14 protein-coding genes are annotated in these 20273 nt (G+C 72.0%); 12 read left to right on the top strand and 2 right to left on the bottom strand.

What is annotated here, in order from left to right:
* Positions 1–132: 132 nt before the first annotated feature.
* Positions 133–3951: a type I polyketide synthase gene (locus tag ACFV9D_RS15920; protein WP_385145776.1), complete on the top strand. Its 3819-nt coding sequence runs from the start codon at positions 133–135 to the stop codon at positions 3949–3951.
* Positions 3948–4706 (top strand): class I SAM-dependent methyltransferase, encoded by a 759-nt coding sequence (locus ACFV9D_RS15915; RefSeq protein ID WP_385145774.1) that lies wholly within the window; start codon positions 3948–3950, stop codon positions 4704–4706. Before ACFV9D_RS15920 ends, ACFV9D_RS15915 begins: the two co-directional genes overlap by 4 nt.
* A gap of 36 nt (positions 4707–4742) precedes the next feature.
* Here ACFV9D_RS15915 and ACFV9D_RS15910 read toward each other — a convergent pair whose 3' ends face one another.
* A complete protein-coding gene (locus ACFV9D_RS15910) occupies positions 4743–5228 on the bottom strand; it encodes a GNAT family N-acetyltransferase (RefSeq protein WP_385145772.1) in 486 nt (161 codons plus the stop codon).
* A 215-nt stretch (positions 5229–5443) separates the two neighbouring features.
* Between ACFV9D_RS15910 and ACFV9D_RS15905 the strand changes: the two genes are divergently transcribed.
* The 10 genes from ACFV9D_RS15905 to ACFV9D_RS15860 all read left to right on the top strand — a co-directional run bounded on the left by ACFV9D_RS15905 (position 5444) and on the right by ACFV9D_RS15860 (position 19390).
* Positions 5444–5611 carry a hypothetical protein gene (locus ACFV9D_RS15905; protein ID WP_385145770.1) on the top strand — a complete coding sequence of 56 codons (168 nt, stop codon included), beginning with the start codon at positions 5444–5446 and terminating at the stop codon, positions 5609–5611.
* A gap of 48 nt (positions 5612–5659) precedes the next feature.
* Complete coding sequence (locus ACFV9D_RS15900; protein ID WP_385145768.1) at positions 5660–8278, top strand: ATP-grasp domain-containing protein; 2619 nt, start codon at positions 5660–5662, stop codon at positions 8276–8278.
* Entirely contained in the window at positions 8269–9546 is a 1278-nt protein-coding gene (locus ACFV9D_RS15895; RefSeq protein ID WP_385145766.1) for an MFS transporter, read from the top strand. Before ACFV9D_RS15900 ends, ACFV9D_RS15895 begins: the two co-directional genes overlap by 10 nt.
* Before the next feature lie 67 nt (positions 9547–9613).
* The gene (locus ACFV9D_RS15890) at positions 9614–10186 is read left to right on the top strand and encodes an aspartyl/asparaginyl beta-hydroxylase domain-containing protein (protein ID WP_385145764.1); all 573 of its coding nucleotides are present in this window, start codon (positions 9614–9616) and stop codon (positions 10184–10186) included.
* A 41-nt stretch (positions 10187–10227) separates the two neighbouring features.
* Positions 10228–12852: an amino acid adenylation domain-containing protein gene (locus tag ACFV9D_RS15885; RefSeq protein ID WP_385145762.1), complete on the top strand. Its 2625-nt coding sequence runs from the start codon at positions 10228–10230 to the stop codon at positions 12850–12852.
* The gene (locus ACFV9D_RS15880; RefSeq protein WP_385145760.1) at positions 12849–13580 is read left to right on the top strand and encodes a thioesterase II family protein; all 732 of its coding nucleotides are present in this window, start codon (positions 12849–12851) and stop codon (positions 13578–13580) included. Before ACFV9D_RS15885 ends, ACFV9D_RS15880 begins: the two co-directional genes overlap by 4 nt.
* A gap of 148 nt (positions 13581–13728) precedes the next feature.
* A complete protein-coding gene (locus ACFV9D_RS15875; protein ID WP_385145758.1) occupies positions 13729–15519 on the top strand; it encodes a tetratricopeptide repeat protein in 1791 nt (596 codons plus the stop codon).
* A gap of 84 nt (positions 15520–15603) precedes the next feature.
* Positions 15604–16143 (top strand): hypothetical protein, encoded by a 540-nt coding sequence (locus ACFV9D_RS15870; protein WP_385145756.1) that lies wholly within the window; start codon positions 15604–15606, stop codon positions 16141–16143.
* A 268-nt stretch (positions 16144–16411) separates the two neighbouring features.
* Positions 16412–17944, top strand: coding sequence for an NCS1 family nucleobase:cation symporter-1 (locus ACFV9D_RS15865; protein ID WP_385145754.1), 1533 nt, complete (start codon positions 16412–16414; stop codon positions 17942–17944).
* A 33-nt stretch (positions 17945–17977) separates the two neighbouring features.
* Complete coding sequence (locus ACFV9D_RS15860) at positions 17978–19390, top strand: amidase (protein WP_385145752.1); 1413 nt, start codon at positions 17978–17980, stop codon at positions 19388–19390.
* Here the strand turns inward: ACFV9D_RS15860 and ACFV9D_RS15855 are convergent.
* A complete protein-coding gene (locus tag ACFV9D_RS15855) occupies positions 19387–20271 on the bottom strand; it encodes a hypothetical protein (RefSeq protein ID WP_385145750.1) in 885 nt (294 codons plus the stop codon). The two genes, ACFV9D_RS15860 and ACFV9D_RS15855, sit on opposite strands and share 4 nt — an antisense overlap.
* Positions 20272–20273: the final 2 nt, after the last annotated feature.

The following is a 20273-nucleotide window of genomic DNA, read 5'->3' as shown; positions in this document are numbered from 1 at the left end:
AATCTCTTGCCCATGTGCGCGGACGCGCTGATACACACCTTGTGGGGGAATCATGAAGAAACCGTCGGAGAAATGTCGAGGCGTCGCGTCGACGCCCTTCACACCGCGCCGAAACGGCGAGGTGTCGGGGATATGACGCGCGACCGATCCCTCGACGTGGCCGTCACCGGTATGGCCGCCCGATTCCCCGGCGGCCCCATCGCCTCATGGTGGGAAGCCCTCAAAGCCGGCCGGGTGCTGACCACCCGATTCGAACGGAACGAACTGCTCGGGGCCGGCGTGCCCCAGGCCCGCGTCGACCATCCCGACTACGTTCCGGTCCGGGGACACCTTCCCCACTCCGACCGTTTCGACAACGAACTCTTCCATGTCAGCCCCCGCGACGCCGAGTTGATGGACCCCCAGTCCCGCCTCATGCTCGAGGTGGCCTGGGCCGCCCTCGAGGACGCGGGAAGGAACCCGCGCGACGAGTCGATCCGTACGGGTGTCTACGCCTCGGCCGGCGGGAGCACGTACATGCGCGCCATGCTGACCGGCGGCGCCCTGGATCCCGCGTCGTTCGACCAGGCGCTGCGCGGCACCGAGCCGGACTACCTGGCCACCCGGATCGCCTACAAACTCGGCCTGACCGGGCCCGCGTTGACCGTGCAGACCGCCTGTTCCTCGTCGCTCGTCGCCCTCCACACCGCCGTTCAGGCCCTCCTCAACGGTGAGTGCGACCAGGCCGTCGTGGTCGCGGCAGCCGTCGACTTCCCCCAGGCCGGCCATCTCTACGTGCCGGGCGGCATCTTCTCCCCCTCGGGGGCCTGCCGGCCCTTCGACGCGAGCGCGGACGGCGTCATCGGCGGCTCCGGAGTGGCCTGTGTGGTGCTGAGCCCGCTCGAGGACGCCCTGGCCCACGGCGTCGCCCCGCACGGCGTGATCCTCGGCACCGCGATCAACAACGACGGTGCCGCCAAGGCGGGTTACCACGCCCCGTCCGCCATCGGCCAGGAAGCCGTCATCCGTGCGGCGTTGCACAGCGCCGACGTGGACGCCTCCACCCTCGGCTATCTGGAGGCGCACGCCACCGGAACCCGGGTCGGCGACCCCATCGAATGGTCGGCCGCCTCGGCTGCCCTTGCCGATCTGGGCGCGCGGCCCGGCCAGGTGGCCGTGGGAGCGCTCAAGGCCAACATCGGCCATCTGGACGCCGCCGCCGGCCTCGCCGCGCTGATCAAGGCGCTCCTCGTGGTGAAGGAAGGCATCGTGCCACCGGTGGCGGGCTTCGGCAGCCTCAACCCGCTGCTCGAGACGGACGGTTCCCCGCTCTTCGTCCCCACCGAAGCCCGTCCCTGGGACGACGCCACGGGACCCCGGCGGGCAGGGGTCAGCTCCTTCGGCATCGGGGGCACCAACGCCCACGTGATCCTCGAGCAGGCCCCGTCGCCCGAACCCGTGGCCACCGTCGGGCCGGAGCGCGAGCGGCTGGTCCTGCTCTCGGCCGCCACGCCCGACGCCCTCGACCGATCCGCGGCCCAGCTCTCCGCCCATCTGGGCGAGGAGGCTCCCGACCTCGCCGACGTCTCCCACACCCTCGCCACCGGCCGGGCCGAACTCCCGCGCCGCCTCGCCGTGTCCGGCCGGCGGCCGGCCGAGATCGCCGAGCGGCTCACCGAGGGGACGTCCGTGGCGCGCGGCAGCCGCCCCGTCGCCGGGCCCGCACCGGTGATCTTCCTGCTGCCGGGCCAGGGTACGCAGCGACCGGGCATGGCGCTGCCCTTCGCCGAGGAACTCCCCGGCTTCTCCGAGGCGCTCGACACCTGCCTCGCCGCCTTCGCCCCGGAGCAGGCCGCGACCCTGCGCCGCGCGCTCCTGGACACGGAGTTCCCCGCGGAGGAGCTGGAAGCCACGGAACTGGCCCAACCCGCGCTCTTCGCGCTCGAGTACGCCGCGGCCACCGCGCTGACCGGGCTCGGCGTCACCCCCGCGGCACTGGTCGGGCACAGCCTCGGAGAGATCACGGCGGCCTGCCTCGCCGGGGTCATGGACCTGACGGACGCGGCCGCCTTCGTGACGGCTCGGGGACGTGCCATGCAGAACTGCCCGCCCGGTGCGATGCTCGCCCTCGGCTGCGGCGCGGCGCGGGCGGAGAAGCTGCTCGCGGAGTCCGGCGGCGGTCTTGAGCTCGCCGCCGTCAACGGACCGGACAACGTGGTCGTGGCCGGTCCCGCGGAGGCGGTCGACTCCTTCCGCGCATGGCTCGGCGACCGCGTGTTCACCCGTCCGCTGCGCACGAGCCACGCCTTCCACTCGGCCCTCCTCGAACCCGCAGTGCCGGAGCTGCTCGCGGCGCTCACCGGCGTCCGGCTCGGTCGGCCCACCGTCCCGATCGCGTCCAACACCACCGGGCGGATCATCCCGATCGGGGCGGAGATCGCTCCCGGGGCTTACGCCGAACAGGCCCGCCGTACGGTCCGGTTCGCCGACGCGCTCGCCGCAGCGGCCGAGCTGTTCCCAGGGGCCGTCGCGGTCGAGGTCGGACCGGGTCGGGCTCTCTCGGCGCCGGCGGAGACGGCCGGACTGCACACCGTGGCGCTGTCCTCGGCGCGCTCCGGGCACAGCGGCGAGGGGCCGCTCGCGGCGCTGGGCGCGCTGTGGACTCTGGGACAGCCGCTCGATGTCGCCGCGCTCTGCGGCGAGGGCCGGAAGGTCCGGTTGCCCGGATACCCGTTCGCCGGGCCGAGCCGGATCGCACCCGAGGCTCTGGCCGGTACCGCCCGGGCTGCCGCCCCGGACCGCACCGAGGCTCCCGTACCCGGGACGCCGACGCACGAGGGAACGCTCCAGGAGACGTCGGCGGATTCCCGGCCGGCACGGGACGGACAGGCGGACACACCCGCGCACACCACCGACGTGCATGACGCGGTGACCCGCGCCTGGGCACAGTTCCTCGGGGAGAGCGCGCTCACCGACGACTCCGACTTCTTCGACCTCGGTGGCGATTCCCTGCTGATCACGCGGGTCACCTCCCGGCTCTCCGGGGAACTCGGCATCGAGATCCCGGTACGGGCGATGCTCGTCGCCCGCACCCTGGGCGGTCAGGCCACCCTGATCAAGGGCCTGACGGCGGCCGGAGCGCCCGTGGAGGAGGAGACCGACTACCTGGAGGTCAACCGCGCGCTGTGGGACGAGCGGGTGCCGATCCACGTCGAGAGCGACTACTACGACGTGGAGGGCTTCCGACGCGGCGCCGACCCGCTGCGGGAGTTCGAGCTGCGCGAGGTCGGCGACGTCAGCGGCCTGCGCCTGGCCCATCTGCAGTGCCACATCGGTCTGGACACCCTCTCCTGGGCCCGGCGCGGCGCGCGGGTCACCGGGCTCGACTTCTCGGCCCCGGCGATCGAGCAGGCCAGGGAACTCGCCGCCGAACTGGGCCTCGACGCACGCTTCGAGACGGCCGACGTCTACGAGTCGCCGGCCCGGCTCGGTACGCAGGCGTACGACATCGTCTACACGGGTGTGGGGGCGCTCTGCTGGCTGCCGGACATCCGGCGATGGGCCGAGACGGTCGTCTCCCTGCTCGCTCCGGGCGGCTTCCTCTACCTCTCGGAGTTCCACCCCTTCGCGGACACCCTGGGGTACGACGGACGGACCGTCGTCCACGACTACTTCGACTCCGGACCCCAGATCAGCGACATGTCGGGAACGTATGCCGACACCAAGGCGTCGACGGAGAACTCCCAGGCGGTCGCCTTCCAGCACGGGCTGGGCGAGGTCGTGTCGGCGCTCGTCTCGGCGGGGCTGCGCATCGACTTCCTGAACGAGCACGACATCACGTTGTTCCAGAAGTTCCACTCACTCGACGCGCACGAGGACGGCACCTTCAAGGGCCCCGACGGCAAGCCCCGGGTACCCCTGATGTACTCGCTGCGCGCGACTCTCGACCACCGGCGGGGAGAAGCTCTGTGACCAGTCACGAATCGGCGATCGTGTACGAGGACCGCTACCGTCCCGTGCTGGCCAACCAGCGCTCCGGCGGCACCCTGCGGGCCATCTACCAGGAGGTCTACGGCGAGGAGTACCCGGACGAGGTGGAGCCGTTCGGCTTCGTGACGCGTCGCGACCTGCGGTCGTTCGCGGAGTTCCTCGCCCCGTTCGAGGTGACGAGACTGCTCGACATCGGTTGCGGCCGCGGCGGGCCCGGACTCTGGGTCGCCCGTGAGCTGAAGGCATCGCTGACGGGTGTCGACGTCGTCGCCGAGGCGGTGGCGGAGGCCGCGAGGATGGCCCAGTCCTTCGAGGGCGCACCGCCCGCCTCGTTCCACGCGGCGAGCGCGACGGACACCGGACTGCCCGAGGCCGCGTTCGACGGAGCGATGAGCGTCGACGCACTGTGGATGGTGATCGACAAGGTGGCGGCCTTCGAGGAGCTGGCCCGATTGCTGCGGCCGGGGAGCCCGCTGGTCTTCACGACCTGGGCGCCCCCGCACTTCGACTACTCCTGGTTCCTCGAGCCGGCGGGCTTCGAGGACATCGAGACCCAGGTCGTCGAGGGGTCCACCGAGCGTCAGCTCGCCGTGTACGAACGGATCCTGGGATCCAGGGACGCGCTCGCCCGGGAGATGGGCGAGGCGGCGGCCCAGGTGCTCGTGGACGAGGCGGAGGACGCGCCCCGACTCCTGGCGACGGTGCCCCGGGTCGTCGTCTCGGCGTTCAGGTCCTGAGTCGCCCGCGCCGGCGCCCCGACCACGGGCGGGGCGTCACAGCGCGCGGTGCATGATGTGCAGTCCCACGTAGCCGTGCGCGGGGTGGTCGAAGCCCTCCGGCAGCGTGCCGAGCACCGTGAACCCGAGGGACTCGTAGAGCTTCACCGCGGAGGTGTTGGTCTCCACCACCGCGTTGAACTGCATGGCCCGGTAGCCCTGTGCGCGTGCCCATTCCAGGGTGTACTCGCACAGGGCCCGGCCCACGCCGCGCCCCTGGTGCGCGGGATCCACCATGTAGCTGGCGCTCGCGATGTGCGAGGCGTTGCCCAGATGGTTGCGGTTCATCTTCGCGGTTCCCAGAACCGCGTCGCCGTCCACCGCGACGACGGTACGGTTCGGCGACGGCAGGATCCACCAGTCCCGTGCCTCCTCCTCACCGAGGTCGAGCGGGTACGTGAAGGTCTCGCCCGCCGCGGCGATCGTGTGGAAGAAGGGCCAGATCGCCGGCCAGTCCGATGCGTTGGCTTCCCTGATCAACATGGGAGAAGCATGCCCTCCCGCGCGGCGGCGCGCCATCGCCTCGGAGCTCGTCGTCCGTCTGTCCAACGCGCCTGCGCCGAACGGTTCGTCAGGTAATTTGCCAACCGCTGGCAAACCTTGCCAATACCGTGATCGCTGTACTAGCTTCCTGGTCGGCGCGAGATGTCACCGACCTCCGCGACCAGCTACCTCCCTCTTCCTCTCGTGGAGTTGTCATGCGGAAGTTCCCCAGATTCGTCCGTTCCGCCGGCCTCCTGGCCGTTCTCGCCGCCGCCGCCCTCGGTCTGGGCTCCGTAGCCGGCGACATCGGCTGGCCGCTGCCGCCGAAGCCCGCTGTCCCCGTGGCCGGCGCCCTCAACGACATCGGCTGGCCCGCCCCGTAACCGCCGGCCCCGCCGCCCCCTTGTACCCCGCAACGGAAAGTGATTCCGATGGCCTCTGACCCACCCGCCGCGACGGAAGCCAAGACCGCGGTGATCGTGGACGGTTACTCGACCGGCACCTTCCTGCCGCCGGCCTTCGCCAGGCTCGGCATCGACGTGGTACACGTCCACAGCACCGCTGAGCCGATGGCGTCCATGCTCGCGCCGGATCCCGCCGCGTTCCGTGAGCACTACCACTGCGGGGACGAGGAGTCCTTCGAGCGGACCGTGGAGGCGCTGAGGGCCCTGAAGCCCGTGGCCGTCCTGGCGGGCCAGGAGCCCGGAGTCCCGCTCGCCGACGCCCTCAGCGAGCGTCTGGGCCTGGCGACGAACGGTACGGCGCTGTCCAACGCCCGTCGGGACAAGTACGAGATGGCCGAGACCCTCCGGGCCGCCGGCATCCACTGCGCCCGCCAGTTCAAGAGCGCGGACCCGGCCGCCATCGTCGAGTGGGCCGAACGCGAGACGTCCTACCCGGTCGTCGTCAAGCCGCTCAGCTCGGCCTCCACCGACCATGTCTACCGTTGCCACGACGCGGACGAGGTCGAGGCGGCCGCGCAGGCCGTGCTGGCCTCCACCGACATCTTCGACCGGCGCAACACCGAGGCCCTGGTGCAGTCGTTCCTCGAAGGCACCGAGTACATCGTGGACACCGTCGGCGTGGACGGCGAACGCTATGTCTGCGGGGTCTGGGAGTACGAGAAGAAGGTCCTCCCCAACGGGGCGAACATCTACGACCTCGATGTGCTCCGTGACCCGGCCGAGGCGCCGGTGCCCGAGCTGATCGCCTATGTGGACACCGTGCTCGAGGCCCTCGGCATCCGGCACGGACCCGCCCACGCAGAAGTGATCATGACGCCCGAGGGGCCCGCGCTCGTGGAGATCGGGGCACGCCTCAACGGCAACATGAACCCCGGATTCCACGACATCTGCCTCGGCACCAACCAGGCCGACCTCACCGCGCTGGCGTACGCGCGCCCTTGGGAGTTCCGTACCCGGTACGCGGGGCACGTCTACTCCCGCCGACAGGCGGCCGCGGTGCACAACACCCGCACCGAGCAGGACGGCCCGGTGAGCGCCGTCGACCAGGAGGCGGTCGAGCGGATCGCCGCCCTGCCCAGCGTCCATCTGGTGAGCGTCAAGCTGGGCCCCGGCAAGCGGATACGCCCCACCGCCGACCTGCTGACCAGCCCGCTCCGCATCTTCATGACGGCTCCCGAGCAGGACACCATCCGCGCCGATCACCAGGCCATCCAGACCCTCAAGGACGAGGTCTACCAGGTGGGCGAACCCGACCGCCGCCCCAGAGTGTTGCTGCTCGGCACCGACAAGTACGTCATGCAGGCGTGTGTACGCCATGACATCGATGCCGTGCTGATCTGGGGTCCTGGCAGCTACGACTACGGGCTCGCCGAGGTCCCGGCCGGCATCACCGTGGTGCGGGTGGACGAGCAGAAGAACCCCGAGGCCGTGCTGATGGCCCTGCACCGGGAAGGACTCGTGGACCTCCCCTTCGACGGCGTACAGACCTCGGACGAGTGGTCGCTGGTCACTGCGGGCCTGCTCGCGTCCCATCTCGGCTGCCGCGTCGCCGTCGACCCGGCGACCGCTGTCTACTTCAGGGACAAGTCCCTGCAGAAGAGCCGCGTCGCCGCCGCCGGGATTCCCGCCGCCCGGGTGACCGTGATCGACGACATCCACGATGTCTCCGGCCTCACGGAGCTGCCCTACGAGCGCGCCGTGCTCAAGCCGATCGCCGGTGCGGGAACCGCCCGGACCACGGTCGTCGACAGCCTGGAACGCCTGCGCGAGCTGAGCGACCGCTACCGCAAGGAAGGACTCGCCCAGCGCACCTTCGCCCTGGAGGAGTACGTGGGCGGCGCCGGCACCGAGGAGTGGATCGCCGACGGCTTCCTGTACGACGGACAGGTGCGGTTCCTCGCAGTCGGCCGCTACGGGTTGCCGTGCCTGACCATGGTCGACGAGCAACAGGTCCTGTGGATGCGGCACTTCGACCAGAAGAGCGAGGAGTGGGCGTACGAGCGCGCGGAGCCCGTCGTCCGTGGCGCCCTCGAGGCGCTCGGCCTGCGGGACGGCCTCTTCCACATGGAGCTCTTCCACGACCCGGAGACCGGCCGGCTGACGTTCAGCGAGTGCGCGGCACGGGGCGGCGGAGCGCTCATCGACGAGCAGGTGATGGCCAAGTTCGGGGTGAACTTCGGGGAGGCCGCGCTGTTCTGCGCGCTCGGTCGGCCGCCGAAGGCCGAGACCACCTACCGCACGGAGCTGGTCGGTACCAGCTACCTTCCGGGCAGGTCCGGCATCGTCTTCGACTGCCCCTCGCCCGCCGAGCTCCGCGAGCTGCCCGGCGTCGAGTTCGCCCGGCTCGAGTTCCCGGTGGGACAGCGGTTCTCCGCCGACGTCGACAGCACCAACCACCGCATGGGCCAGATCCTGGTCTCCGCGGCCGACGACGAGGAACTGCAGGAGCGCTTCACCGCGGTCCGGAGCTGGTTCGACGCACGGCTGATCGTCGCTCCGCACGGAGTCTCCGGCCGGGAACTGCGCGCCTGGCACCGTGAGGTCCTGCGCCCCGACGCCGACTTCAGGGACCAGATGTGGCAGTGAACAAAAGCGGGACCGGCACGCCGGCGCCCCAGCGGCCCCCTCTCGCCGATCGGCTGCTCCAGCCGGCCGGCCCACGCCGCCTGCTGGCGACGTCCGTCTTCGTGGACGCCCTCGGCAGCGGGATGTTCATGTCCTCCAGCGTCCTGTACTTCACCCGCGTGGTGCATCTGCCCATGTCCCAGGTGGCGTTCGGGCTGTTCGCCGGAGCGATGGTGGGACTCGCGGCCGGAGTGCTCGGCGGCAAGGTCGCCGACCGCTGGGGGGCACGTGAGACACAGATCGGCGTGATGGTCAGCGGCACCCTGTTCATGGCCTGCTACCTGATGGTCGAGGCCTTCTGGTCGTACGTGCTGGTCTCCATGCTCATCGGCGTCGTGTTCGCGGCGGACAAGTCCAGCAAGGCCCCACTGATCCGCGGCATCGGCGGCGACGACCAGGCCGGCTTCCGCGCCTATCTACGGGCCTCGACCAACCTCGCCGTGGCACTGGGCGCGCTCGCCGCGGGTGTCGCGATCCAGTTCGACACCGCCCCCGCCTATCTGGCGCTGGTCGCCGGTCGGGCCCTGTCGTTCGCCGGGTGCGCGCTGGTCCTGCTGCGTCTGCCCCGGCTGGCCCCCGTGGCCGCACCGGAGCTGAGCGGACGCTGGGAGGCGCTGCGGGACCGCCCGTACCTGGCCGCGACCGTCCTCAACTGCCTCATGTCGCTGCACTTCGCGGTGCCGACCTTCCTGCTCCCGCTGTGGGTCATCGATCACACCGACGCACCGCGCTGGATGGTCTCCGGCGTACTCATCCTCAACACCGTGCTCGTCATCACCCTCCAGGTGGTGGTCAGCAAGAACGTCGACAACACGGCGGCGGCCGGCCGGAGCATGCGCTGGGCGGGCATCGCCGTCGCGGCCGGGCTGCTGCTGATGCTCGCCGCGGGCAAGCCGTCCGCCTGGGTGTCCGTCGCGCTGCTGGTGACGGCCACGGCCGTCTACACCCTCGGCGAACTGTGGCACTCCGCCGCGGCGATGGAGTACTCCTACGGTCTCGCGGCGCCCCATGCCCAGGGCCAGTACTCCGGTGTCTTCGGCCTGGGCGGCGGAGCCGCCGAGGCCCTCGCGCCGATGGTGCTCGGCTCGCTCGCCCTCGGCCTCGGACAGCCCGGCTGGTATCTGCTCGGCGCGTTCTTCCTCGCCGTCGGCTTCGTCAGCGGCCCGCTCATCCGCTGGGCCGGCCGCACCGCCTCGAAGCCGCCGGTGTCCCCGACGGCCGCCGCCTAGCGGCGGGGCACCGTCCTACCCGTCCCACCCATCCGCATCACCACTCACAGAGGCACAGGAGAACTCCATGTCGGTCGAGACCCTCACCACGGTCGGTCCCGAGCTGCTCGAACTCGTTCCCGGGCTCCAGTTCGATCACGACGAGCTGGCCAAGGCCTACCAGCAGTACATCGAGCGCGTGCCGCTGCCCCCGTCCGGCAAGGAGGAGGAGCGGCTGCGCCGCCTCGGCCTGACCCACCGGGTGGGCGCCGAGGAGCCGTGGCGGGACGCCGGCAACGGCCAGTACAACCAGGAGACGGGCGAGAAGAACTTCGAGGAGTCGGAGTTCTCCGAATTCAACGAGGCGCTCAAGGACACGTACTTCTACGAGATCTACAAGAGCCTGCCGTTCCGTCCCGGCCGGATGCGTCTGGTCACCCTGCACCCGGGCGAGATCTACCACATGCACACCGACCACTCCCGGGTCGCGCACATGGCCATCCAGACGAACGAGGACTGCCGGCTGCTCTTCCGCAGCGGCCACACCTACCACGTGCCCACCGACGGCCGGATCCACATCCTCAACACCAAGCTCCACCACTCCGCCTACAACGCGGGTGGCACGGACCGCGTCCACCTGACGATGACGCTGGCCGACTGACGCCGCGACCCTCCGTGCCGACCGCCACCGAAGGAGTACCCATGTCATCACGGCCCGCCCACCCGGCCGCAGCGGCCGTTTCGGGCAGCGACGGGGGAGAGGAGTTCCGGCAGTGGACCGAACAGGTCCGCGCCGCTCTCACCGAGCGCCCGCTCGGCCTCGGTGGGGACCGACCCGTCCCCACCGGGCCGACGGCCGACGTACGGCTGACCCTGGGCGCCACCCTTCGCACCGCGGTCGGCCGGACCGCGCAGCGGCACGCGGTGAGCCCCCTCGCCGTCGGCCTGTCCGCCCTCGCCCTGACGCTGCTCCGCCACACCGCCACGTACCGGCAGGTGATCGGCACCTCCGACGCCGACGTGCCGGTACTGCTCGATCTGCGGGAGGACATGTCGGCCACCGAACTCCTCTCCGCCACCCACGCGGCCCTCGCGCACTCCCGGAGCCTCGCCCTGGCTCCCGGTGAAGTCCCCTCCGTCCTCCTGGAGTTCAGCCACGGAGTCCAGGGCGGGGAAGCGGCCCCGCTCGCGAGGTCCGCCGCCGGAGACGTCCACATCGCGCTGCTCCACACCCCGGGCGGAGGAGGCGAACTGGCGGCGTCCTTCCCCGCCGAGCGCTACACCGCCCCCCAACTGACCGGATTTCTCGAGCATCTGCGGGCGGCGCTCCTCGCCCTGACCGAGGAGTCCGGGTACGAGACGCCGCTGCGCGAGCTCGTGCTGCTCGACGAGGCCCGGCGCGAGGAACTGCTCGCGCTCGGCCGGGGCCAGGACCTTCCCGACGAAGGCCGGGGGCCGGTCCACACCCGGGTGGCGGGGCTCCGAGCCGAGGACCCGGGTGCCCCCGCCGTGGTCTGCGCGGGCGAGGAGGTGAACCGGGGCGAACTCGACGCCTGGGCCGCGCGGATCGCCGCCGAGCTCCTGGACGCCGGGGTCGGCCGCGGTGACCGGGTGGGCCTTCTGGCGGAACGATCCCTCGCCGCCGTGGCCGCCACCCTCGGCATTCTCCGGGCCGGCGCCGCCTATGCCCCCGTCGACCCGAGCCACCCCGACGAGCGCGTCACCTCGGTCTTCTCCGACGCCGGAGTCTCGGCCGTGGTGGTCACCGGAACGCTGGGCGAGCGCCTGGCAGGATCCGCCGCCACCAGGATCGTACGAGCCGACGAACCGGCCCTCCGGTCGCCCGTGGATACGGGCGACGAGCCGGCGCCGGTCACCGTCGGCCCGGAGGACGCCGCCTACGTCATCTACACCTCCGGCAGCACGGGCCTGCCCAAGGGAGTGCTGGTCGAACACGGCCAGCTCGCGGCATCGACCCTCGCCCGGCGCCAGGTGTACCCCGGCGCACCCGTCTTCCTGCTGCTCTCCCCGCTCGCCTTCGATTCCTCGGCCGCCGGCCTCTGGGGCACCCTGACCGCCGGCGGGCGGCTGGTCGTCGCCGGAGAGGACGAGTACCGCGACCCCGACCAACTGGTACGGCTGATCGAGCGACACCGGGTGACGCACCTGCTGTGCGTCCCCTCCCTGTACGACACGCTGCTCGCCGCCGCGGAACGCGCCGGACTCCACCGGCTGGCTTCCCTGTCGACCGCGATCGTCGCCGGAGAGGCGCTGCCGCAGGCCCTGCTCTCCCGGCACCTGGTGGCGCTGCCCGACACCGCCCTCGTCAACGAGTACGGACCGACCGAGACCACCGTGTGGGCGACCCACCGGCGCAGCGACCTGTCCCGCACCACGGACATCGGCGGCCCCGTCCCCGGCACCCTGCTGTATGTGCTGGACGACGAACGGCGGCTGGTGCCCCGAGGCGTCACCGGCGAGCTGTACATCGGCGGCGCCGGAGTCTCCCGCGGCTACTACGGGCGCCCCGACAGCACCGAACGGTCCTTCCTCGCCGACCCCTTCAGCCAGGACGGCTCCCGGATGTACCGCACGGGCGACCTGGTGCGCTGGAGCGACGGCGGAACGCTGGAGTTCCTCGGGCGGCGCGACAACCAGGTCAAGATCCGCGGCCACCGGGTCGAGCTCGGCGCCGTCGAGACCGCGCTGCGCTCCTGCCCCGGCATCCGGGAGGCCGTGGTCGTCCCGGACACCACCCTGAGCAGCCTGGTCGGCTTCGTCCTGGCCGACGAGGGCACCGACACCGCCCTCACCCGCAAGCAGCTCGCCACCAAGCTGCCGGAGGCCGCGGTCCCCGGCCGGCTACGCGTCCTGGACGCCTTCCCCGTGACCGCCAACGGCAAAGCGGACCGGAAGGCGCTCGCCGAACTGATCGAGAAGCGTGAGCAGATGAACCGGACCGGCACAGAGCCCAGCACCTCCGACGTACCCGGGGACACCCTCGCCCAGGTCACCGCCGCCTGGGCGGAGGTGCTCGACCTGACCGACGTCCCCGCCACGGTCAACTTCTTCGAGCTGGGCGGTCATTCACTGATGATGGTCCGACTCCAGGGGGCGCTGGAGCGCCTGACCGGCGTCCGTCCCTCCCCTCTCGACCTCTACCGCTGCACCACCGTGGAATCCCAGGTGGAGCTCATCCGGTCCGGCGCGTCCTCGGCCCCGTCGGGCAGCGCCCGCGCGGACGGGAGCGCCGAGCGTGTGCGCCGCGCCCGGGCCGCCAGGGCCCGCCGGGCCCGCTCCACGGAGGACGGGCAGGTACCGCGATGAGCTGGCTCTACAGCCGGACTCCACGCCCCGAGGCTCCGTACCGGCTCATCTGCTTCCCCCACGCCGGCGGTTCGGCCCAGTTCTTCGGGGGCTGGGCCGAGGAGCTCCCCGGCCTGGAGGTCCACTCCGTGCAGTACCCGGGCCGGGCGCAGCGCATCGCCGAGCCGCCGCCCGACGATCTGCGCGCGCTCGTCGCCGACATCGCCGAGTCCCTGCGTCCGCTGGACGACAGGCCGCTGGTGTTCTTCGGCCACAGCATGGGCGCGGTCATCGCCTACGAGACGGCCCTGCTGCTCGCGCGGAGCGGTACTCCCATCCTGCGGCTCTTCGCTTCCGGCTGCCGGGCGCCGCACCGTGAGCGCCCCGGTCTGCCGGACGGAGGCGAGTTCACCGAGGACGCCGTGGTGGACGCCATCATGGAACTGGGCGGTGTCGACGCGGAGTTGATGGCCGAGCCGATGCTCCGCGAGCTGGTGCTCCCGTACCTCATCGGCGACCTGCGGATGTTCGAGGCGTACGAGCACCGGGCCACCGACGTGCTCGACTGCCCGGTCACCGCGATCGCCGGGGACGAGGACGAGCATGTCACCGCAGCCGAGGCCGACGCCTGGGCCGTGGTGACGCGCGGTCCGTTCGACCGTCACATGCTTCCCGGAGGGCACTTCTATCTGAGCGACCACCCGCCGTTCGCCCTGATCGAGGGGGCACTCCGCTCGGAGGCGCGCTGACCGGCTCGTCGGTGTGAGCGCCATGGCGGGGTCACCGGGCCCGAGGATCTCGCCCCGGCGGGCGGGCCCGCCCGCCCACGGAACCGGTGCCGAGGCGGGTGCGTGACAGCAGGCGTAGGGGAGCGGACCGACGGGGGAGCCTTCCGGGATGCCTGACGAAAGCACGTTGCTCGAAGCGCGACGCGAGGTCGCCGACCTGCGCGAGCGGGCCCGTTCCGACCCGGAGGGGTATCTCGCCCCGCTCGCGGTGTGCCTGCACGGGCTCGCCTCGATCCTGACCGAGTTTCCCGAACGGCATGGCGAGTCGGCGGAGGTCCTCCTGGAGGCCGTCGACGTCTTCCGGAAGCTCACCGCACGGGATCCCGAGGGCAACACCCCCGGCCTCGCCGCCACGCTGGGCCGCCGCGCCCTCGTCCTCGGCCTGCTCGGCCGCCGGGTGGAGGCGTACCTCATGGCCCGTGAGGCCGCCGACCTGTTCCGCGAACTGGCCGGGCGGGAGCCCGACGTCTTCCTGCCCGACCTTGCCTGGTCGCTCACCAACCTCGGCAACCAGGTCGCGGAGCTGGGGCGCCATCACGAAGGCCTGGACCTGATCCGCGAAGGCGTCGCGATACGGCGCCGGCTGGGCGACCGGGCCGAACTCGCCTCCGCGCTGTCCGAACTGGGCGTCAAGCTCGGCGAGATGGGCCGCCAGGACGAGGCGGTCGGCACCCTCCGCGAGTCCGTCGACCTCTTCCGCGCGTCCGCCGCCACCCGCCCGGGTCCGCCACGGGCAGAGCTGGGCGAGCACTACGCGGCGCTGCTCGCCCTCGTCCACGAACTGTCCCGACTCGGCCGCGAGGCCGAAGCCGCGCCGTACGTGGCGGAGGCCGAGTCCCTGCGCCGGTCCCTCGCCGCGGCCGACTCCGGCCAACTCCGGGTCATGGAGGCGGTGCTGCGCCGGTACGGCTACACGGTGACCCCGGAGGGCGGATTCCGACGCGCGACGCCGACCACGTCGACCTCGTCGACCAGGCCCTCGTCGTCTCAGGCCGGGTCGTATCAGGCCGGGTCGTCCCAGGCCGGGTCGTCCCAGACCACGTCCTCCCAGGCCCCGTCGTCCACTGCCGCTACCGCCCACTCGCCGGTCGACCGTGCTCTCCTCGACCGCGTGCACGCCATGAACGACCAGGCCCTTCGGCTCGTCTCGGCCGGCAACCTGGACCTGGCCGCCGAGACCCTGCGCGACGCCGTCGCCCTGTGCCGTACGCCCGCCACCGCCGACCCCAGGGCGGCCCTGGCACTGGCCCGGTCCCTGCAGAACCTGGCCCTGACCCACGGCTGGCTCGGTCGCAACTCCGACGCCCTCGGATGCGCCGACGAGGCGGTCCACCTCTACCGGCGGCACCTGAAGGTCGCCCCTGACCGCATCCGGCCGGTCCTCGCCGACTCCCTCGACAGCCTCGGCAACAGGTTCGCCTCCCTCGGCCGCCACGCCGACGCACTCGTCCCGGCCGAGGAGTCCGTCGCCCTCTACCGGCAGCTCGCCGACACCGACCCCCACACCCATCTGCCCGGCCTCGCCCGCGCGTTGAACGGTCTCGGCATCCGCCTCGCCGACACCGGCCGCCACGACGACGCCCTGCGCTCCGCGCGGGAGGTCGTGACGATCTACCGCAGGCTGCGCGCGGACGCCCCGGACACGTACCTCTACGGACCGGTCCACGCCCTCTCCAACCTCGCCCTCCGGCTGGCCCGCGCGGACCGCGAGGACGAGGTCCTCGCCCCCACCATGGAGGCCGTCGACCTGCTCTTCGACGCACCGGACCGGCACCACCCGAGCAACGACGTCGCGAGCCTCGCGGAGTCCCTCACCTGGCTCGCCCGGTACCTCAGGAAGCACGGCCACCGCAGCGAGGCCCGCACGGTGAAACGGGCGGCCGCCGCGCTGCGCCGGTGAACGGATGGCCGGAACCCGCCCCCCTGAAGGATAGTGTCGCTATCCTTCAGGGGCTAGGTGGTCACTCAGCCTCCGGGGGATGTCATGCAACGCTGGACCGTACGCCGCGCCGCCACCGCGACCTCCGCCGTCCTCGGCGCGCTCGCGCTGGGCGGATGCTCCTCCACGCCGGAGGCGGAGGTCGGGAAGACGCTCGACGTCGAGGTCGCCAAGGGGTATTCGGCCGACGTGACGGTCCTCGCCGTCGAGGCGGGGAGCGCGCAGGATCTCAGCGAGCTGAAGGACGCGTCCAAGTACGCCGGGCGGACGCCGTACTACCTGCGGTACCGGTACACCAAGACCCAGGAGGGCGCGGCCGACTGGTCGGGGGAGTTCGCGGTCTCCGGTGAGGACGGGCACCTGACCCGGCTGAGTGTGCTGCCGTCCCTCGACGCGACCGGCGACGCCGACGACCCGTTCGACGTCCGCACCTTCGACAAGTGTCGGAGCGTCACCGGCTTCGACGAGCTCCCGAAGGGCGGCAGCGCGGAGGGCTGTCAGATCTACCTCTCCGACACCGGGGGCGGCGCGCCGGAGAAGGTCGAGTGGGTCGACGGCGACGAGACGCTGGCGACCTGGAAGTAGCCGACGCCGTGATCGTGAAGTATCCGACACCCTGACCTTCGGAACCGATTCGTACGACGAGTCCGCCGGGTGACGCCGCGGCGGCCGGCGGGATCTGGGCGTGGACCAGTCGGCGGTCTACGCTGTGCACGACGCGAGGGAAGCGACGATCGACGCCAACTGCCCAGCGGTCACCGGGCGGTCGACGCCTGACGCGCCGCACCCCTCGCGGACGAACCCCCACGCCCCGCACGGCCTCGTTCCGTCCCCGAACGAAGGGTTCCGCAGCATGACGGCAACCGCTCCCTCCGGTAGACCCACGATCTCCGACGGCCGTGTCGAGCTCCCGCCCGACGCGGCCCCGGCCGACCCCCGGTTCGTCAACGACGACCTGCTGCCCGTCCCGGTCGAGCGGCGCCGCTGGACCACGTACAACTTCGCCGCGCTCTGGGTCGGAATGGCCCACAACATCCCCTCCTGGCTGCTCGCCTCCGGCCTCGTCGCCCTCGGCATGGACTGGAAACAGGCTGTCCTCACCATCGCGCTGGCCAACGTCATCGTGCTCCTGCCGATGCTCCTGACCGGGCACGCGGGACCCAAGTACGGCATCCCGTTCCCGGTCCTCGCCCGCGCATCCTTCGGCCTGCGCGGGGCCAACCTGCCCGCGCTCATCCGCGCCGGCGTCGCCTGTGCCTGGTTCGGAATCCAGACCTGGATCGGCGGGCAGGGCATCTTCATCCTGCTCGACAAGGTCTTCGGCGGCTGGGCGGAGGCGGCGCGGGTCGGCGGCCAGCCGTGGACGCTCTGGCTCTGCTTCGTCCTCTTCTGGATCCTCGAACTCGCCATCATCTACCGGGGGATGGAGGCGCTGCGCCGCTTCGAGAACTGGGCCGCGCCCTTCGTCATCGTCGGTGCGCTGGTGCTGCTGGTCTGGATCGCCGTCAAGGCGGGCGGTCTCGGGCCGCTGCTCGACCAGCCCTCGAAGCTGGGCTGGGGAGCCGACTTCTGGCCGGTCTTCTTCCCCTCGCTCATGGGGATGATCGCCTTCTGGTCGACGTTGTCGCTGAACATCCCGGACTTCACCCGCTTCGGGGCGGGCCAGCAGGCGCAGATCTGGGGGCAGACCCTGGGGTTGCCGACGACGATGACGTTGTTCGCGCTGCTCTCCGTCCTCGTCACCTCCGGCTCGCAGGCGGTGTACGGCGCGCCCGTCTGGGACCCGGTCGCGCTCGCCGCGAAGACGGACAACGTCTTCGGGCTGCTCTTCGCCCTGGTGACCGTGCTCGTCGCCACGATCTCGGTGAACATCGCGGCGAACGTGGTCTCACCGGCGTACGACCTCGCCAACCTCGCGCCGAAGCTCGTCGACTTCCGTACGGGCGCGCTGATCACGGGCGTCGTGGGCGTGCTGATCATGCCGTGGAAGCTGACCGAGACCCCCGAGCTGTACATCTTCACCTGGCTCGGACTGGTCGGCGGTCTCCTCGGGACGGTGGCCGGCATCCTCATCGCCGACTACTGGATCGTCCGCCGGACCGTCCTCGACCTCGCCGGCCTCTACCGGCAGGACGGACCGTACTGGTACGCGGGCGGCTGGAACCCGGCCGCCGTCCTGGCCTTCGCCGTGGGCGGCGTCCTGGCGATCGGCGGCTCGCACTCGGCCCCCGGCAAGGGACCCTTCCCGGAGGACGGGCTCATCCCCTTCCTGAAGCCGCTCGCCGACTACGGCTGGGCCGTGGGCCTCGCCGCCGCGCTGCTGCTCTACACGGCCCTCATGGCAGGGCGACGGAAGGATGATGACAGGGAAGTTACGCTCCAGTAGGGTTCCGGCAGCCGACGAGACGAGGGGGCTGCCGTGACCACGGTCGACTACACCGGACTGGCCGAACAGGCACGGCAGTTGAGGGATGGCACGGTCACCTCGACGGCCCTCGTCCAGGCCGCGCTCGACCGGATCGAGGCCACGCAGCCCACCCTCAACGCCTTCCGCTGCACCCGCCCGGAGGCCGCCCTCGCCGAGGCGGAGGCGGCCGACCGGAGGCTCGAGGCGGGGGAGAGGCTGCCGCTGCTCGGCGTCCCGATCGCCGTCAAGGACGACACCGACGTCGCCGGACTACCCACGCGGTTCGGCTGCGCCGGCGACATCCCCGACGCGGCCGAGGACGGCGAGGCCGTGCGACGGCTGCGGGCCGCCGGGGCGGTGATCGTCGGGAAGACCAACTCCTGCGAACTGGGACAGTGGCCCTTCACCGAAGGCCCCGCCTTCGGTGCCACCCGCAACCCGTGGAACACCGGCCACACCCCCGGAGGATCCTCCGGGGGCTCGGCGGCGGCCGTCGCCGCCGGACTCGTGCCCGCCGCGCTCGGCTCCGACGGCGCCGGCTCCATCCGCATACCGGCCGCCTGGACCCATCTCGTCGGCATCAAACCGCAGCGCGGCCGGGTCTCCGTCCACCCGTACGACGACTGCTTCCAGGGCCTCACCGTCAACGGCCCGCTCGCCCGGACCGTCGGCGACGCCGCCCTGCTCCTCGACGCGGTCGCCGGACCGCATCCCGGCGACCGCTTCCAGCCGACCGCCGTCGAGGCCTCGGCCGCGGCCCGCCGGGAGCCCGGCCGGCTGCGGATCGCGCTCGCCTGGCGAGCGCCGTTCACCGCCACGTACAACCCCCTCGACGCAGGTGTACGGCGGGCCGTCGCCGATCTCGCCGAAGCGCTCGCGGGGCTCGGCCACACGGTGGAGGAGGCGCGTCCGCGCTACGGGCTGATCGGGCTGAGCTTCCTGCCGCGCGCGACCGCCGGGATCGCCGAGTACGCCGACCGGCACCCCCAGCCCGCGGTGCTCGACCCGCGCACCCGCGGCGCCGCCCGCAACGGCCGCCGTCTCGGCGGCCGGGCCCTGCGCGCCGCCCGCGCCCGCGAGACCCACCAGCACCGCAGGATCGGCGCGCTCTTCGACTCGTACGACGTCCTCCTCGCCCCGACGACGGCCGCGCCCCCGCCCCGGATCGGCACCTTCGACGCGATGCCGGCCTGGCGCACCGACCTGACCATGGCGTCCGCCTGCCCCTACGCCTGGCCGTGGAACGTCCTCGGCTGGCCCGGGGTGAACGTCCCCGCGGGTTTCACGCCCGACGGCCTCCCGGTCGGCGCGCAGCTCCTCGGCCCGGCGGGCAGCGAACCGCTGCTGATCTCGCTCGCGGCCCAACTGGAGGACGACCAGAAGTGGTTCGCCCACCGCCCGCCGGAGCCGGTTCGGCCGTTCTAGCGGTCGGCGTCCGGGGCCCAGCCGGGGACGTGCTCGGCGGCGGCCGCCTCCCAGGCCGGTACGCCGCCGGGCAGGGGCCATGCCCGGGTGATGTCGGGGGCTGCGACGATGCTCCGCAGGGTCTCCGCCAGTCGGCGCGCCTCGGCGGACGCGCGCACGGTCGCCAAGGGGCCGTCGAGCGCGGCGACCGTCTTCTCGTACTCCAGGACCGGCCGTTCGGCACACAGGGCGATCCAGTCCTCGTCCACGGCCCGCGACAGGATCAGGAGGCGCGGCCGGTCTCCCTCGGCGAGTGCGGCGGTCAGCCGGTCGTGACCGTCGAGGACCACCGGGGAGTTGAGGCCGCTGATCCACCAGACAAGGACCGGCGGCAGGACGCCGTCGCGGTACTGGCGGCGGTACGCCTTCACGCGCGGCGCCTCCGGATGTGACAGCGTCCGCAGCGGCAGGAGATCGCGCGCGTCCTCCTCCGGATCGCCGTAGCCGAACCAGGTGAGATGGCCCCGATCGGGGTCGTGGGACAGCAACTTGGGCCAGTTGACGTCCGCGAACCACCCCGAGAGTCCGGGAGCGAGGTTCCAATCGCCTTCATGGAGCGGGCTGTTGGCGGTCGAGCGCAGTGCTGCCTCGGCGTGTGCCGCCCAGCGCTCCGTCCACTCCTCCGATCCCGGTTCGGCGAACTCGGCGAAGGTGCGGGCCTGTTCGGCCCGGAGCGGGGCGAACGGGGAGGCGTACCGTCCGGTCCTGGCGTAGTGCAAGCCCCGGTGGGTCGCACGCTGCCGTGCGAAGAGCACGGGAACCCCGTCCTGCACCAGCATCAGCCGCCGCCCGTCGGCGCACTCCATCCGCAGACCCGGCTTCACCGGCCGTTCGACACGCATCC

The sequence above is a fragment of the Streptomyces sp. NPDC059875 genome, assembly GCF_042731085.1.
Taxonomy (GTDB): Bacteria; Actinomycetota; Actinomycetes; order Streptomycetales; family Streptomycetaceae; genus Streptomyces.
The sequence above is the reverse complement of the archived record's forward strand: the minus strand, read 5'-3'. Positions and strand labels throughout refer to the sequence as shown.